Genomic DNA, 14,415 nt, shown 5'->3' with positions numbered 1-14,415 from the left:
CACCGGATCGGGACCGGGCGACCCGCGCAGGGTCATGGCGGAGGGCCGGCCGGCGCACGATCGTGGCGCTCGTCGTCACCGCAGCGGTGACGGCGGTCGGCTGCTCGGCCGCGCCCGCCGCCGCCCCACCCCGGGCCCCCGTGACGACCACGACCGCGGCCGCCACGCCCGTCGCCGCCCCGCGCACCGGCGTGCCCGACCTGCAGGTCGAGGTGCTCGCCGACGGGCTGGACCACGTCTGGGACATGGGCTTCCTGCCCGACGGGCGGGTCCTGTTCACCGAGCGCGACGGCGGCGTCTCGCTGCTGTCGAGCACCGAGCCGGGCGCCACCGTCACCCCCGTCGACGCCGACTTCTCCGACGTCCTCGTCAACGGCGAGGGCGGCCTGATGGGCCTGGTGGTGCACGCCGACTTCGACCGCACCCGCCGGTTCAGCACCTGCCAGACCAACCAGGTCGAGGACACCGCCACCGACATCCGCCTGGTCACCTGGGAGCTCTCCACCGACGCCACGTCCGCCACCCGGGTGGCCAACCCGCTGCTCGGCGGGCTCCCGATCAACCCGTCGGGCCGCCACTCCGGCTGCCGCACCACCCTCGCCCCCGACGGCACCGTCTACATCGGCACCGGCGACACCGCCCGCGGCGCCATCCCCCAGGACCTCAACTCGCTGGGCGGCAAGGTCCTGCACATCGACATCGAGACCGGCGGCCCCGCCCCCGACAACCCCTTCGTCGACGACCCCAACCCGGCCCGCCGGCTGATCTACACCTACGGCCACCGCAACGTGCAGGGCGTCACCGTGCAGCCCACCACCGGCGACGTGTTCTCCGCCGAGCACGGCCCCGACACCGACGACGAGGTCAACCGCCTCGAACCCGGCGCCAACTACGGCTGGGACCCCTCCCAGGGCGGCACCGTCGGCGGCTACGACGAGGACGTCCCGATGACCGACCTGGAGCGCTTCCCCGACGCCGTCGCGGCCATCTGGAGCTCCGGCAGCCCGGTCGAGGCCATCTCCGGCGCCGGGTTCATCTCCGGCCCGCAGTGGGGGGACCTCGACGGCGCGCTCGCCGTCGGCGCGCTGCGCGGGCAGAAGCTGCTGCTCATGCGACTGGCCGCCGACGGCTCGGTCGCCGAGGTGCTGACGCCGGCGCCGCTGGACGGGGAGTTCGGGCGGTTGCGCGGGGTGCGGCTGGCGCCGGACGGGTCGCTGCTGGTGTCGACGTCGAACGGGCGCGACGACAAGATCCTGCGGGTGACGCCGGTCTGATCTCCCCGGCGGTCCTGGGTGGCCGGCAGTGCCTCCGATCAGGGCTGTTCGGCGCTCCTCGCAGCCCTGGCTGGGTCGTCGCAGCCCGCCGGCGCGCTGCGAGCACCCGGCTGGCGCTGCGACGCCCCCGCTGCGTTGCGAGGAACACCCACCCAGGTCTGCGAGGACCCGGCCCACCGCGCCGATCGGAGAGCCGGAGGCCCTCGAGAGAAGCCGGAGGCCCGACGACAGCCGGGCTCAGTTCCCGTAGCGCACCGCCGCCCGCTCCCGCGCCTTGGCCGCCTCGACCTCCCGGTCCTTCGGCGGCGCCGTCGTCACCAGCGAGTCCAGCAGCTCGCGGGTGGCGTCGGCCACGGCCGCAACCGCCCGGTCGAACGCCGCCCGGTTCGCCTGGGACGGCGAGGCCGACCCGCTGATCTTGCGGACGTACTGCAGCGCCGCCCCGTGCACCTCGTCCTCGGTGGCGGGGGGTTCGAAGTTGTGCAGCACCCGGATGTTCCGACACATGCCCCCGATAGTGCCCCAGGGGACGGACATCGGCGGGCGTGCGGCTACGCCATCTCCGCGTCGACGAACTCGGCGCCGGTCAGCGGGGCCACGCCCAGCACCAGCTTGGCGATGTGGAAGGCCTCGGCGAAGCGGGCCCGGCACTGCACGCCGCGGATGCGGGCCAGGCCGCCGAAGGTCTCGGCGTCGAACCAGCTGCGGTCGCGCTGGGAGCCGTAGTGCTCGTGCAGCTTGGCGACCTTCTCCCGCAGCACCGGCTCGGCCAGCGGCAGGTAGACCGAGGGCTGGGTGAGGTCGCCCTCCCACTTGAGGATCTCGTAGCCGAGGGTGAGGTGGTCGCGGAAGGCGCTGGGCACCAGGTCGGCCAGGGCGCGGTGGTCCTGGTGGGCGTCGTGCGGGGACGGGGCGAAGATCAGGTCGGGTTCGGCGTGCGAGCGCAGCTCCTCCAGCGCCAGCTTGGCGCGCTCCCACCGGGTGGGGACGCGTCCGTCGGGCAGGTCCAGGACGGTGACCTCGAGCCGGGCGCCGGGGCAGAACGCGGCCAGCGCGGCGCGCTCCTCCTCCTCGCGCAGCGAGCCGCCGCCGGTGAGCACCAGGGCCGAGACGCCGACGCCGGGGTGGGCGCGGCACAGCTCCAGCAGGGAGCCGCCGGCGCCGACGGCGATGTCGTGGCAGTGCGCGCCGAGCAGCATCATGTGGTCGAGGCGCTCGGGTAACAGGCTCAGCACCCTCGTACACCCCCGTCAGGTCGCGGCCGCGCGCCGGCCTGCGCCGGGCTTTCGGGCGGCAAGTGTTCCACGAAGGGTGCAGCACTCGCCCGTGGGAGGGTCACCCGGATGCGCGAACCCGGCCGCGACGGGCCACCGGACCGTCACGGCGGGTTCACCACGGGACCCGATCAGGTCTCGGCGCGCAGCTTCTCCAGGCGCCGGGTGGTCGGCCAGCGCACGTCGTAGGCCCACCCGAGCTTCTCGAAGATCCAGATCAGCCGGGCCGAGATGTCGATCTGCCCGCGCAGCACGCCGTGGCGGGCGCAGGTGGGGTCGGCGTGGTGCAGGTTGTGCCAGGACTCGCCCATCGACAGGATCGCCAGCGGCCAGAAGTTGCGCGACCGGTCGCGCGACCGGAAGGGCCGCTCCCCGATCATGTGGCAGATCGAGTTGATCGACCAGGTGACGTGGTTGGACACCGCGAGGCGCACCAGCCCGCCCCAGAAGAACCCGGTGACCACCCCCGCCCACGACCAGGAGATCAGCCCGCCCAGCACGGCGGGCAGCAGCAGGCTCACCGCCACCCAGATGCCGAACGTCCGGCTGACCCGGCGGATGGCCCGGTCGGCGAGCAGGTCGGGCACGAAGCGGCGCTGGTTGGTCTCGTCGCGGTCGAAGAACCAGGTCATGTGGGCGTGCAGGAAGCCCTTGGCCACCGCGGCGGGCGAGGTCCCGAACAGCCACGGCGAGTGCGGGTCGCCCTCCCGGTCGGAGAAGGCGTGGTGGCGGCGGTGGTCGGCCACCCAGTTCAGCACGTTGCCCTGCACGGCCAGCGAGCCGGTGATCGCCATCGCGACCCGCAGCCACGGCTTGGCCTTGAACGCCTTGTGGGTGAAGTGCCGGTGGAAGCCGACGGTGATGCCCAGCACGGCGATCGAGTAGAAGACGCCCAGCAGCACCAGGTCGTGCCAGTCGACGCCCCAGCCCCAGGCCAGCGGCACCGCGGCGACCAGGGCCACCATCGGCGTCGCCACGAACACGTAGATCATCGCGTGCTGGAACGCGGTGCGCCGCCCGGAGACGACCGGGTTCGGCCCCGCCGTGAGCGGGTTCTCGGTGCGGGCTCCGGACGGGGGCGGGGCGACGGACTCGGCGGTCATGCGGCTCCTCGGGGGTCGGGGACGTCCGGCGGCGGTGGCGTCGTCCTCGTCCGCCGTCGCTTTTGCGAGGTTAGGTCAACCCGGGCTGGACGGCTGCACGTCATCGTGGAACCCGGGTGGCGGTGCCGCAATCGCAGGACCCCGACCGGATCAATGGCGTTGGCGGTGCGTGACAGGATGGAGGCCTGTCCGCCGTGGTGTAACGGCAGCACCTCGGATTTTGGTTCCGATGGTCCAGGTTCGAATCCTGGCGGCGGAGCAGGCCCGCCGCAGGCCGCCATTCGGGCCGCGACCTCGGTGCGCCCACTCGCGGACACGGATCGGCGTCCGGCTTCCCGCGTCTCGGTACGGTCCCGTGATGGCCGATCGCATCACCGCGCGCCGGTTCCTGGGCTCACCCGGCGTCGACGACTGGCGCGCCGTCCTGGGCGGTACGTGGGTGTGCGCGCGCTTCCGCACCGGCTCCTACGCGACGGGCGTCGCGCTCGTGGCCGCGATCGGCGAGCCGGCCGCCGGGATCGGCCGGCCCGACGTCGACCTGCGCCCGGACAGCGTCGACGTGCGCCCGGTCGGCGACGGGCCGGAGGGGCTGACCGCGGGGGACGTGGAGCTGGCGCGGAGGATCTCGGTGGCCGCGCGTGGGTTGGGCGCCGCGGCCGAGCCCGCCGCCGTGCAGCACGTCCAGGTCGCGATCGACGCGCTGGTGATCGCGGACGTGCGGCCGTTCTGGCGGGCCGTGCTCGGCTACCAGGAGCTCGGCGAGGAGGACGTGGTCGATCCGGCCCGCCGGGGGCCGACGTTCTGGTTCCAGGACATGGCTGCGCCGCGCCCGCAGCGCAACCGCGTCCACGTCGACGTGTACCTGGCGCCCGACCAGGTGCGGAACCGCATCGCCGCGGCGGTGGCCGCGGGCGGGCGGGTCGTGCGCTCGAACGCCCCCGACTACTGGACGCTGGCCGACCCCGAGGCCAACGAGGTCGACCTGGCCGTGTGGGTGGCGGAGTAGGTGCACCGGCTGGCCCAGGTGAACGTGGCGCGGATGCGCGCCCCGCTCGACGACCCCGTCATGCGCGGCTTCACCGAGGCGCTCGACGCGGTCAACCGGCTCGCCGACGCCAGTCCCGGGTTCGTGGCCCGCGACCGGGCCGGGCACCGGGTGCTGACCGACGACGCCGGGCCGGTGATCGTCAACGTGTCGCTGTGGGCGGACTACGCCGCGCTGCACGACTTCGTCTACCGCAGCGCGCACGCCGGCTACCTGCGCCGCAGGTCGCGGTGGTTCCTGCCGACCGAGCAGCCGTCGACGGCGCTGTGGTGGGTGCGGGGGGACGAGCCGCCCGGCGTGGCCGACGCCGTACGGCGGCTGCAGCACCTGCGCCGCTACGGCCCCACCCCGCGGGCGTTCTCGCTGCGCAGGCGCTTCGGGCCCGACGGCAGGCCTGCCGGGCGCGGGCGGTAGAGCGGCGGTGGGCCCCCCCCGGAGGGTGGGGGCCCCCCCCCCCCGCGCGACCCCCCCGCGCGGGGGGGGGGGGGCTGCGGGGGGGGGCCCCCCCCCTTCCGGTGGGGCCCCCCGCCCGAACGCGCTACCTCAGCGACCGTTCGGTCGCGGGGGCGGCGGCTCGGGCGGCCGTCCGTTGCCCGTGCACCTCATCCCTGCTCCTTCGTTCTGCGGCGTTCCGGCGCTGGACCGCATCAGGCGAGCGCGGCGTCCAGCGTGATCGTGGTGCCGGTGAGCGCCTTGCTCACCGGGCAGCCGTCCTTCGCCGCCTGGGCGGCCTGGTCGAACCCCGCGGCGTCGAGCCCCTCGACCCGGCCGCGGACCTTGAGTGCGATGCCCGTGATCGCGAACCCGCCTGCGGGGTCCGGTCCCAGTGAGACGTCGGCCGAGACGTCGAGCGACCCGGGGGTACCCCCGGCCCGCGCGATCTCCGCGGACAGCGCCATCGAGTAGCAGGCCGAGTGCGCCGCCGCGATCAACTCCTCCGGGCTGGTCACTCCCCCGGCGTCGTCCGCCGAGCGCCGGGGGAAGCTGACCGGGAAACTACCCACCCCGCTGCTGGCCAGCTCGACCTGGCCCTCCCCCTCCTGCAGGCTGCCGTTCCATGCTGTCCGTGCGGTGCGCGTAGGCATTGACCTCTCCAAACGGGTTGGCGGCTCTCGTCGCCCCTCAACAACACAAGACGCCTGAGGACCTCCCGCGTTCACGGACAGTGAGACGACCGGTACTGGATCAACGGCGAACGGTCGCTCGACCAGGGCCGAATGCGACTGGTATGGCGGCGCGCCGCTCACCGGTCCGCTCCCCGGACAGGTGACCCGGCCAGCCCGATGGCGCGGGAACGGGCCGCCCCGCACCGTCGTCGCCGCCCGGGACGGCGCCACGACGTAGGATTCGCCGGACCTCCCACGGCCCGCACACCCCGCCCCGTCCGGTTCGACGCCGTCCGTCCGCGGCGGTCCGCCGCGGGGCCCGAGATCCGGCAGGAGCAGCCACCCCATGCTCGACCGTCCCGGACAGGCACCCCCGAGCGCCCATCCGACCGCCGCCGTGGTGCTCGCGGCGGGCGAGGGCACCCGCATGCGCTCCGCGGTGCCCAAGGTGCTGCACGCCATCGGCGGGCGCAGCCTGCTCGGCCACGCCGTGCACGCCGTCGCCGAGCTGCAGCCCGAGCACCTGGTCGTGGTGCTCGGCCACGGCCGCAAGGAGGTCGGCGAGACCGTCGCCGCGCTCGGCGGCGAGCTGGGTCGCCCGGTGCTGGCCGCCGAGCAGGACAAGCAGCTGGGCACCGGCCACGCGGTCGGTTGCGCGATGGGCTCGCTGCCCGCCGACCTGACCGGCCCCGTCCTGGTCACCTACGGCGACGTGCCGCTGCTGGAGCCGGCCACCCTGCAGGGCCTGCTCGACGAGCACGCCGCCGCGGGCGCCGCCGTCACGCTGCTCACCACCGAGCTCGACGACCCGACCGGCTACGGCCGCATCCTGCGCGACGTCGACGGCACCGTCACCGCGATCGTCGAGCAGCGCGACGCGTCCCCGGAGCAGCGCGCCGTCCGCGAGATCAACTCCGGTGTCTACGTCTTCGACGGCGCCTTCCTCACCGCGGGCCTGGACCGCCTGGGCACCGACAACGAGCAGGGCGAGCTCTACCTGACCGACCTCATCGGCATCGCCCACGACGACGGGCTCGGCGTGCGCGGCGTGCGCTGCCCCGACACCTGGCAGGTGTCCGGGGTGAACGACCGGGTCCAGCTGGCCGAGGTGCGCGCGGAGCTCAACTGCCGGGTCGTCACGGCCTGGATGCGGGCCGGGGTGACGGTCGTCGACCCGGCCACCACGTGGGTCGACGTGCAGGTCGAGCTGTCCCCCGACGTGGTGCTGCACCCCGGCACCCAGCTGCACGGGCGCAGCGCGGTCGGCACGCGTGCCGAGGTCGGGCCCGACACCACCCTGACCGACTGCGAGATCGGCGAGGGCGCCCGGGTGGTGCGCACCCACGGCACCCGGGCCGTGATCGGCGCCGGCGCCGACGTCGGGCCGTTCGCGTTCCTGCGCCCCGGCACCCGGCTCGGCGATCGCGGCAAGATCGGCACGTTCGTCGAGGTGAAGAACTCCGACATCGGCGCGGGCAGCAAGGTGCCGCACCTGAGCTACGTCGGCGACGCCGACATCGGCGAGCACTCGAACATCGGCGCGGCGTCGGTGTTCGTCAACTACGACGGCGTGCAGAAGCAGCGCAGCGTCGTCGGCGACCACGTCCGCACCGGATCGGACAACATGTTCGTCGCGCCGGTGCGGGTCGGTGACGGCGCCTACACCGGGGCCGGGACGGTCCTGCGCCACGACGTGCCACCGGGGGCGTTGTCGGTTTCCGCCGGCGAACAGCGCATCATCGAGGGGTGGGTGGCGCGCAAGCGGCCGGGCACCCCGTCCGCGGAGGCCGCCCTGGCCGCCACCCGGGCACCCGAACCGAACGACCCCCCTGATGGAGGTACCACCCGGTGAGCTCGATGTCGGCGACCCCCAAGAAGAACCTGATGCTCTTCTCCGGCCGGGCGCACCCCGAGCTGGCCGAGCAGGTCGCCAAGCACCTGGACGTCACGATCACCCCGCAGTCGGCGTACTCCTTCGCCAACGGGGAGATCTTCGTCCGGTTCGAGGAGTCCGTGCGCGGCTGCGACGCGTTCGTCCTGCAGTCGCACTCCGCCCCGATCAACGACCAGATCATGGAACACCTGATCATGGTCGACGCGCTCAAGCGGGCCTCCGCCAAGCGGATCACCGTGGTCATGCCGTTCTGGGGCTACGCGCGCCAGGACAAGAAGCACCGCGGCCGCGAGCCGATCTCGGCCCGGCTGATCGCGGACATGTTCAAGACCGCGGGCGCCGACCGGATCATGACCGTCGACCTGCACACCGCGCAGATCCAGGGCTTCTTCGACGGCCCGGTCGACCACCTGTTCGCGCTGCCGGTGCTGGCCCAGCACATCAAGCGCACCTACGCCGACCACGACCTGGCCGTGGTCTCGCCCGACTCCGGAAGGGTCCGGCTGGCCGAGCGCTGGGCGGAGACGCTGGGCGGCACCCCGCTGGCGTTCATCCACAAGACGCGCGACCCGCGCAAGCCCAACGAGGCCGTGGCCAACCGGGTGGTCGGCGAGGTCGAGGGCCGGCTCTGCGTGGTCATCGACGACATGATCGACACGGGCGGCACGGTCGCGAAGACGGTCGAGGTGCTGCTCAAGGACGGCGCGTCGGACGTGATCGTGGCGGCCACTCACGGCGTGCTGTCCGGGCCCGCGGTCGATCGGCTGTCGTCCAGCGGCGCCCGCGAGGTGATCTTCACCGACACCCTGCCCATCCCCGACGAGAAGCGTTTCCCCGGCATGACGGTGCTGCCGATCGCCCCGCTGGTGGCCCGCGCCATCCACGAGGTCTTCGACGACGGCTCGGTCACCTCGCTCTTCGACGGCAACGCCTGATCCCCCCGGGCCCGACCCCACCCACCGGGCCCTGAGCTGGGATCGCGTATCGTTGTGGAGGTTCCGCGGCGAGGGCGGGTGCAGTTACTCCCGCCGTTATCGACGCAGCCTCGGCCATCGGCCGGCTGCCTCGCCGCATGTCCTGCGCACCAGCAGCTCGCCGATCGAGGAGAAGTACCGTGGCCGAAGCCCGTATCGACGCCGAGACCCGCACGGAGTTCGGCAAGGGCGCCGCCCGCCGTACCCGCCGCGCGGGCAAGATCCCCGCCGTGCTCTACGGGCACGGCACCGACCCGCAGCACCTCTCGCTGCCGGAGCTCGAGTTCAAGGCCATCGTCCGCGACCAGGGGCGCAACGCCGTGCTCACGCTGAACATCGGCGGCACCCCGCAGCTCGCGCTGACCAAGACCGTGGTCAGCCACCCGATCCGCCCCTACATCGAGCACGTCGACCTGCTCGTCATCACGCGCGGCGAGAAGGTCCAAGTCGACGTGCAGGTCGTGGTGACCGGCGACGCCGCCCCCAACACGCTGATCCAGCAGGACCTCAGCACCATCCAGGTCGAGGCCGACGTGTCCGGCATCCCGGAGCAGATCGAGGTCTCCGTGGAGGGCAAGGCGGCCGGCACCCAGATCAACGCCGGCGACGTCGAGCTGCCCCGCGGCACCACGCTGGTCACCGACCCCGAGGCGCTCGTGGTCAACGTCGTGCCCGCGCCGACCGCGGCCGACCTCGAGGCCGAGATCGACACCGAGGGTGCCGGCGTGGTCGAGGACGCCCCGCAGTCCGAGGAGCAGGCGTCCTCCACCGAGTCCGACGAGTCCGCCGCGGAGTCGTCGGACTCCGGTTCCGCGGAGAGCTGATCCGTGGCGCCGGGCCCCGCTCTGGTGGTCGGGCTCGGCAACCCGGGTCCGGAGTACGCCCAGACCCGGCACAACGTCGGTTTCCGCGTCGTCGAACTGCTGGCGGCGCGGGCCGGCGGTGGCCGGTTCTCCCGGCACCGCAGCAACTCCGACGTGCTGGAGGGCAGGCTGGCCGGCCGCAAGGTCGTGCTGGCCAAGCCGCGGACGTTCATGAACGTCTCCGGCGGGCCGGTGGCCGGGCTGCTGAAGTACTTCTCGGTCGAACCGGCCGATCTCGTGGTCGTCCACGACGACCTCGACCTCGGCTTCGGGGTGGTGCGGCTCAAGCTGGGCGGCGGTGAGGGCGGCCACAACGGGCTGCGCTCGATCAGCCGCTCGCTGGCCACGAAGGACTACCTGCGCGTGCGGTTCGGCATCGGCCGCCCGCCGGGCCGCCAGGACCCGGCCGACTACGTGCTCAAGCGGTTCTCCGGCGCCGAGGCCAAGGAGCTCGACCTCGCCGTCGACCTGGCCGCCGACGCCGCCGAGGCCCTGCTCTCGGACGGCCTCGAACCGGCCCAGAACCGCTTCCACGCCCTCTCCGGCTGACCGGGCCCGTCGGGTCGGGAGCTCGCTCACCGGCCCGGCTGGTCCCCGGACGTCGTTCTCGACGCGCTCCGGGGCGGGTGGCACCGGTCGAGGTGGGCGGCCAGGGCCGTGAGGTCGTCGGCGGGACCGGCGTAGCCGAGGTGGCCGTCGGGTCGCAGGACCAGCAACCACGCCGCACCGCGGCCGCGGGCCAGCCGCTGGACCGGGATCGCGACGCCGTACCGGCCCACGACCGACTCCACCGCCCGTTGCTGCTCGTCGGTGCCGTCGAGCAGCAGCGCCCGGTGGCGGAGGCCACCACCGCGCCCGATGGGGACGCGGTCGCCGGGCCGCGGACCGCGCCGGGCGGCCCGCCCGGAGACCACCGGGCTGCCCCGGTACCGGATCCAGGTCTGGGCGAACATCCCCGCCACGCCGCCCGTACGGGCGGGAGCCGCAGGACCGCGGGCAGCAGCAGGCCGGCGAGGTGCGCCCTCGCCCACACGGCCGCCGGGTGCGCGGTGGTCTCCACGACGAACCCGCGGTCGGTGCCGCGCAGCACGCGCTGCGCGACCGGTCTGCGCTCCGCCTCGTAGGAGTCGAGCAGCCGCTCCCGGGCCTCGCCCGCCACCACCGCGGCCAGCTTCCACCCGAGGTTGACCGCGTCGCCCACAGCGAGGTTCATGCCCTGCCCCCCGGCCGGGCTGTGCAGGTGCGCGGCGTCCCCGACGAGCAGCACCGGGCCGCGGCGGAAGCGCTCGGCGATCCGGCAGTGCACCCGGAAGAGCCTGGTCCAGGCGACGGAGTCGATCCGGGCACCGGCGTCGAACCGCTCGTCGAGCCACTGCTGCAGCTGCTCCCGGCCGATGTCGACGCGGGGAGCGGGGTCCGTCGGGACGAGGTCGGGCGGCACGGCACCGAAGATGCGGTGCCGCCCGCCGTCGAGCGGGAGGATGCCGACGAATCCGCCTGCGGTGAGGTGCAGGCGGATGCGGCCGGGCGATCCGGTGGAGCCGGCGAACCGCACGTCGGCGAGCAGCCCGGTCTGGGGGTGGGTGCGGCCGGCGAAGCCCAGCCCGGCCGCGCGCCGCACCGCGCTGCGCGCGCCGTCGGCGCCGACCAACCACCGGGCCGCGACCTCGCGCTCCGCGCCGCCCGCCCGGATGCGCACCCGGGCGCCGTCGGAGGCGGCGGACACGGCGACGAGCTCGGTCGAGCGCTCGACCCGCACCCCGAGCTCGCCGAGGCGCTCGGCCAGCAGCCGCTCGGTGCGATCCTGCCCCAGCCCCAGGGCGAACGGGAACGGGGTGCGGTCGACCCGCAGCGGCACCACGCCCAGCCGCCGGCCGCGCTCGAACACCTCGGCCCGGGTGATCTGCACACCCTCTGCGACGGCCCGCTCGGCCACCCCGAGCCGGTCCCACAGCTCCAGGGTCCGGACGTGCACGACCGCCGCACGCGACTCGGCGGCGGGGGCGGCGGCGCGGTCGATGATTCGCACGTCCAGCCCGCGCTCGGCGAGCACGATCGCCAGGCCCAGCCCCGCCGGGCCGGCCCCGACCACCAGGACACCCGTCCGATCCACCCCGCACCACCTTTAGTGAACGATCACGTTCCCTATGGCGCTCAGCCTCGCACCGACCCGTAGTGAACGCAACCGTCTACTGTTCGAACGTGCCCGCCGCCTCCGGAACCCCTCCGGGCCGACCGCGCCGCCGCGGCGCGGCGCTCGCGCGGGCCATCCACCGCGCCGCACTCGACGAGCTCGCCCTGACCGGCTATGCGGGGCTGACGATGGACGCGGTCGCCCACCGGGCCGGGACGGGCAAGGCCGCGCTCTACCGGCGCTGGCCCACCAAGCGCGATCTCGTGCTCGACGCGCTCCGCCATTGCGTGGCCCCGGAACCGCCGGATCCCGATCCCAGCGCTCCGGTCCGCGACGAGGTGGTCGCCGCACTCGCCGCGGTCGCCGACACGCTGGCCGGGCGCAGCGGCTTCCCCGGCCTGGAGGTCATGGCCGAGCTGCTGCGCGAGCCCGGGCTGCGCGACACGTTCGGCGAGCGGGTGCTGGGACCGCGCCTGGAACGGATGGCCGGCGTCCTACGGCGGGCCGCCGAGCGCTCCGGGGCCGAGCCGGCCGCCGTGACGCCGCTGCTGGTCCGGACCGGTCCGGCGCTTGTGGTGGAGTCCTTCCTGCGCCGGGGCGCCCCACCCGGGCCCGACGAGCTGGCGGAGATCGTCGACACCGTCCTGCTCCCCCTGCTCACCCGCCCGTCGGAACGGGGTCAGACGCGCTCGGCGAGGAGTTGACCCGTCGCGGCGCGGCGCAGCTTGCCGGACGGGGTCTTGGGGAGGCTGCCCGGGCCGAGCACCACCACCCGCGCGGGGCGCACCCCGACGGCGGTGAGCACCTGCCGGGTGACGTCCTTGGCGATGGCCTTCTCGGCCTCCTCGTCGCCCGCCTTGCGCGACTCCACGGCGACCAGGAACGACTCCCGGTGGCGCTCGTCGCCGGCGAACAGCCGGACCGCGACCGCGTTGCCCGCCCGCACGTCGGCGGCCTGCACGGCGGCCCGTTCGATGTCGGTCGGGTAGATGTTGCGGCCACCCATGATGATCACGTCCTTGCGCCGGCCGCAGACGACCACCGCGCCGTCGACGAGGTAGCCCTCGTCGCCGGTGTCGAGCCAGCCCTCCTCGTCCTGGGTGTCGATCGGGCCGTCGACGGTGAGGTAGCCGGGGGTCACCGACTCGCCGCGCAGGTGGATCACGCCGACCTCGCGGTCGCCGAGCACGGCGCCGTCCTCGCCGACGACGCGGGCCTCGATGCCCGGCAGCGGCGGCCCGAGCAGCGGGAACCGGCGGACGCCCCGGCCGGTGGCCCCGGCCGCGACCGGCACGGCCCGCCGGTGCGCCTCCAACTGCTCGGCGTCGATCGCGTCGACCTGCAGCCCCTGCTCGACGGGGGCGAACGACACCCCGAGCGCCGTCTCGGCCATGCCGTACGCGGCCAGCACCGACTCCGGGCGCAGCCCGAACCGCGCCCCGGCCGCGGTGAAGGCGGCGACGGCGTCGGGGTCGATGGGCTCGGCCCCGTTCAGCGCGATCCGCAGCGAGGACAGGTCGAGCGCGCCGTCCTCGGCGCGGGCCAGCTGGCGACCCAGCACGGCGTAGGCGAAGTTCGGCGCGGCGGTGACGGTGCCGCCGTAGGTGGAGATCAGCTCGGCCCACAGCAGCGGGCGGGACAGGAAGTCGACCGGGGTGACCGTGACCAGCTCCAGGCCGACGGCCATGGGCACGGTCATGAACCCGACCATGCCCATGTCGTGGAACAGCGGCAGCCAGGAGATCATCGTGTCGCGCTCGATGTCGAGCCGCGAGGCCTCGATCATGCCCGCGATGTTGGCCTCGAGGTTGCGGTGGGTGATCCGCACCGCCTTGGGCTCCGCGGTCGACCCGCTGGTCAGCTGGAGCAGGGCGGTGTCGTCCTCGTCGGCGGCGTGGGCGTCGGGCTCGACGGCGGCCGCGCCCGCGGCCTCGAGCGAGGAGATCGTGCGGAACGGGATCGACCGCTCGGCCAGCACCGGGGCGAGCGCGTCGAAGGGCGGGCCGAGCAGCACCAGCCCGGCGTCGATCATGGTGAGCACGGTCACCGTGTCCTCGGCCCAGGCCGCCAGGTCGGTGCGCGCGGTCGGCTGGTGCAGCATCGTGACGCTGCCGCCGGCCAGCCAGACGGCCTGCGCGGCCGGCGCGATCGACGCGGGCTCGCCCGCCAGCACCCCGACCGCGGTGCCCTTCCCGACGGCGGGGACGTCGTCCGCGCCCGCGCGGAGCGCGCCCGCCATCCGGGTCGCCACGGCGTGCACCTCCGGCCACGTCCGGCGCACGGGCGCGACCGGGGCGCCGGTGGTCATGCCGTGCTCGGAGCTGTGGGCGGAGTCCAGCAGCCTCGCCAGGAACCGGGACATACCGCTCAGCCTAGGGGCGGTCCGGACGTCGTGCCCGCTCCCGGCCGGGAGTGGCGCCATGATCGTGACCGGTGCGCGCGCCGGGACGGGTGCGGCGGGTGCCCCGGTAGGCCGCCGGCGAGGTGCCCGCCGATGTGGCGGGTCCTTTTCCGGCGGCCCCGGGCCCGAACCGGACGTGCGGGTTTCCTCGCATCCGGCTCTCTGGTGATTACTGCGTGGATTTCGTGGTTGGGATCGGCGCGTGGATGGTGTCGTGGCGGGGAATGCAGACGATGAGTGTCTTTCGCCGTTTCTCTGTCATGAGTTGTGCCCACGCGGGTTGTGGCTGTCCTGTCCGGACGAGGTCTGCGAGTGCCGGTATCTGGTGGATCTCCACCGTCGCTCCT

The 14,415-nt window shown here is 74.3% G+C and carries 15 protein-coding genes, 1 tRNA gene and 1 pseudogene; 9 read left to right on the top strand and 8 right to left on the bottom strand.

The genetic code is table 11. The annotated features are described in order from the left end of the window. The first annotated feature begins 140 nt into the window (after positions 1–140). The gene (locus tag KDL28_RS33705) at positions 141–1,274 is read left to right on the top strand and encodes a PQQ-dependent sugar dehydrogenase (RefSeq protein ID WP_252445169.1); all 1,134 of its coding nucleotides are present in this window, start codon (positions 141–143) and stop codon (positions 1,272–1,274) included. Positions 1,275–1,511: 237 nt separating this feature from the next. On the opposite strand, the gene KDL28_RS33700 is transcribed toward KDL28_RS33705, so the two are convergent. From KDL28_RS33700 to KDL28_RS33690, 3 genes are all read right to left on the bottom strand, one after another. After that, on the bottom strand, positions 1,512–1,781 hold the full coding sequence (locus KDL28_RS33700; RefSeq protein WP_252445167.1) for a DUF2277 domain-containing protein: 270 nt from the start codon (positions 1,779–1,781) through the stop codon (positions 1,512–1,514). 44 nt (positions 1,782–1,825) lie between these two features. Then, positions 1,826–2,509, bottom strand: a complete 684-nt coding sequence (locus KDL28_RS33695; RefSeq protein ID WP_252445165.1) for a PIG-L deacetylase family protein — start codon at positions 2,507–2,509, stop codon at positions 1,826–1,828. A gap of 170 nt (positions 2,510–2,679) precedes the next feature. After that, on the bottom strand, positions 2,680–3,651 hold the full coding sequence (locus tag KDL28_RS33690) for an acyl-CoA desaturase (RefSeq protein WP_252445163.1): 972 nt from the start codon (positions 3,649–3,651) through the stop codon (positions 2,680–2,682). A 188-nt stretch (positions 3,652–3,839) separates the two neighbouring features. On the opposite strand from KDL28_RS33690, the gene KDL28_RS33685 reads away from it, so the two are divergent. From KDL28_RS33685 to KDL28_RS33675, 3 genes are all read left to right on the top strand, one after another. Then, positions 3,840–3,910, top strand: a tRNA-Gln gene (locus KDL28_RS33685). 99 nt (positions 3,911–4,009) lie between these two features. Next, entirely contained in the window at positions 4,010–4,657 is a 648-nt protein-coding gene (locus tag KDL28_RS33680; RefSeq protein WP_252445161.1) for a 4a-hydroxytetrahydrobiopterin dehydratase, read from the top strand. Continuing rightward, a complete protein-coding gene (locus KDL28_RS33675; protein WP_308216097.1) occupies positions 4,658–5,110 on the top strand; it encodes a DUF3291 domain-containing protein in 453 nt (150 codons plus the stop codon). 233 nt (positions 5,111–5,343) lie between these two features. Here the strand turns inward: KDL28_RS33675 and KDL28_RS33670 are convergent, their stop codons facing one another. Next, positions 5,344–5,781 carry an OsmC family protein gene (locus KDL28_RS33670; RefSeq protein ID WP_252445157.1) on the bottom strand — a complete coding sequence of 146 codons (438 nt, stop codon included), beginning with the start codon at positions 5,779–5,781 and terminating at the stop codon, positions 5,344–5,346. 367 nt (positions 5,782–6,148) lie between these two features. Here KDL28_RS33670 and glmU point away from each other — a divergent pair, with 367 nt between their 5' ends. The 4 genes from glmU (at position 6,149) to pth (ending at position 10,082) form a co-directional block, all read left to right on the top strand. Further along, a complete protein-coding gene (gene glmU / locus KDL28_RS33665; RefSeq protein WP_252445155.1) occupies positions 6,149–7,654 on the top strand; it encodes a bifunctional UDP-N-acetylglucosamine diphosphorylase/glucosamine-1-phosphate N-acetyltransferase GlmU in 1,506 nt (501 codons plus the stop codon). Then, entirely contained in the window at positions 7,651–8,631 is a 981-nt protein-coding gene (locus KDL28_RS33660; protein ID WP_504967689.1) for a ribose-phosphate diphosphokinase, read from the top strand. The genes glmU and KDL28_RS33660 overlap by 4 nt, the downstream gene beginning before the upstream one ends. Positions 8,632–8,810: 179 nt before the next feature. After that, complete coding sequence (locus KDL28_RS33655; protein ID WP_252445151.1) at positions 8,811–9,494, top strand: 50S ribosomal protein L25/general stress protein Ctc; 684 nt, start codon at positions 8,811–8,813, stop codon at positions 9,492–9,494. A gap of 3 nt (positions 9,495–9,497) precedes the next feature. Continuing rightward, a complete protein-coding gene (gene pth, locus KDL28_RS33650) occupies positions 9,498–10,082 on the top strand; it encodes an aminoacyl-tRNA hydrolase (RefSeq protein ID WP_252445149.1) in 585 nt (194 codons plus the stop codon). Between the two features lie 26 nt (positions 10,083–10,108). On the opposite strand, the gene KDL28_RS33645 is transcribed toward pth, so the two are convergent. Both KDL28_RS33645 and KDL28_RS42300 read right to left on the bottom strand, forming a co-directional pair. Then, on the bottom strand, positions 10,109–10,486 hold the full coding sequence (locus KDL28_RS33645) for an FAD-dependent monooxygenase (protein WP_252445147.1): 378 nt from the start codon (positions 10,484–10,486) through the stop codon (positions 10,109–10,111). A gap of 185 nt (positions 10,487–10,671) precedes the next feature. Beyond that, positions 10,672–11,586, bottom strand: a pseudogene (locus KDL28_RS42300) (FAD-dependent monooxygenase); the annotation flags it as partial. Between the two features lie 149 nt (positions 11,587–11,735). On the opposite strand from KDL28_RS42300, the gene KDL28_RS33635 reads away from it, so the two are divergent. Continuing rightward, positions 11,736–12,371 (top strand): TetR/AcrR family transcriptional regulator, encoded by a 636-nt coding sequence (locus KDL28_RS33635; RefSeq protein ID WP_252445144.1) that lies wholly within the window; start codon positions 11,736–11,738, stop codon positions 12,369–12,371. Here KDL28_RS33635 and KDL28_RS33630 read toward each other — a convergent pair. Together KDL28_RS33630 and KDL28_RS42295 are read right to left on the bottom strand one after the other, a co-directional pair. Next, the gene (locus tag KDL28_RS33630) at positions 12,347–14,029 is read right to left on the bottom strand and encodes a fatty acyl-AMP ligase (protein WP_252445142.1); all 1,683 of its coding nucleotides are present in this window, start codon (positions 14,027–14,029) and stop codon (positions 12,347–12,349) included. The genes KDL28_RS33635 and KDL28_RS33630 overlap by 25 nt on opposite strands. 208 nt (positions 14,030–14,237) lie before the next feature. Next, positions 14,238–14,405 (bottom strand): HNH endonuclease, encoded by a 168-nt coding sequence (locus KDL28_RS42295; protein ID WP_372497149.1) that lies wholly within the window; start codon positions 14,403–14,405, stop codon positions 14,238–14,240. Positions 14,406–14,415 lie beyond the last annotated feature (10 nt).

The sequence above is a fragment of the Pseudonocardia humida genome, from assembly GCF_023898865.1.
In the GTDB taxonomy this organism is placed as follows: Bacteria; Actinomycetota; Actinomycetes; order Mycobacteriales; family Pseudonocardiaceae; genus Pseudonocardia; species Pseudonocardia humida.
This window is presented reverse-complemented; position numbering and strand designations above follow the sequence as displayed.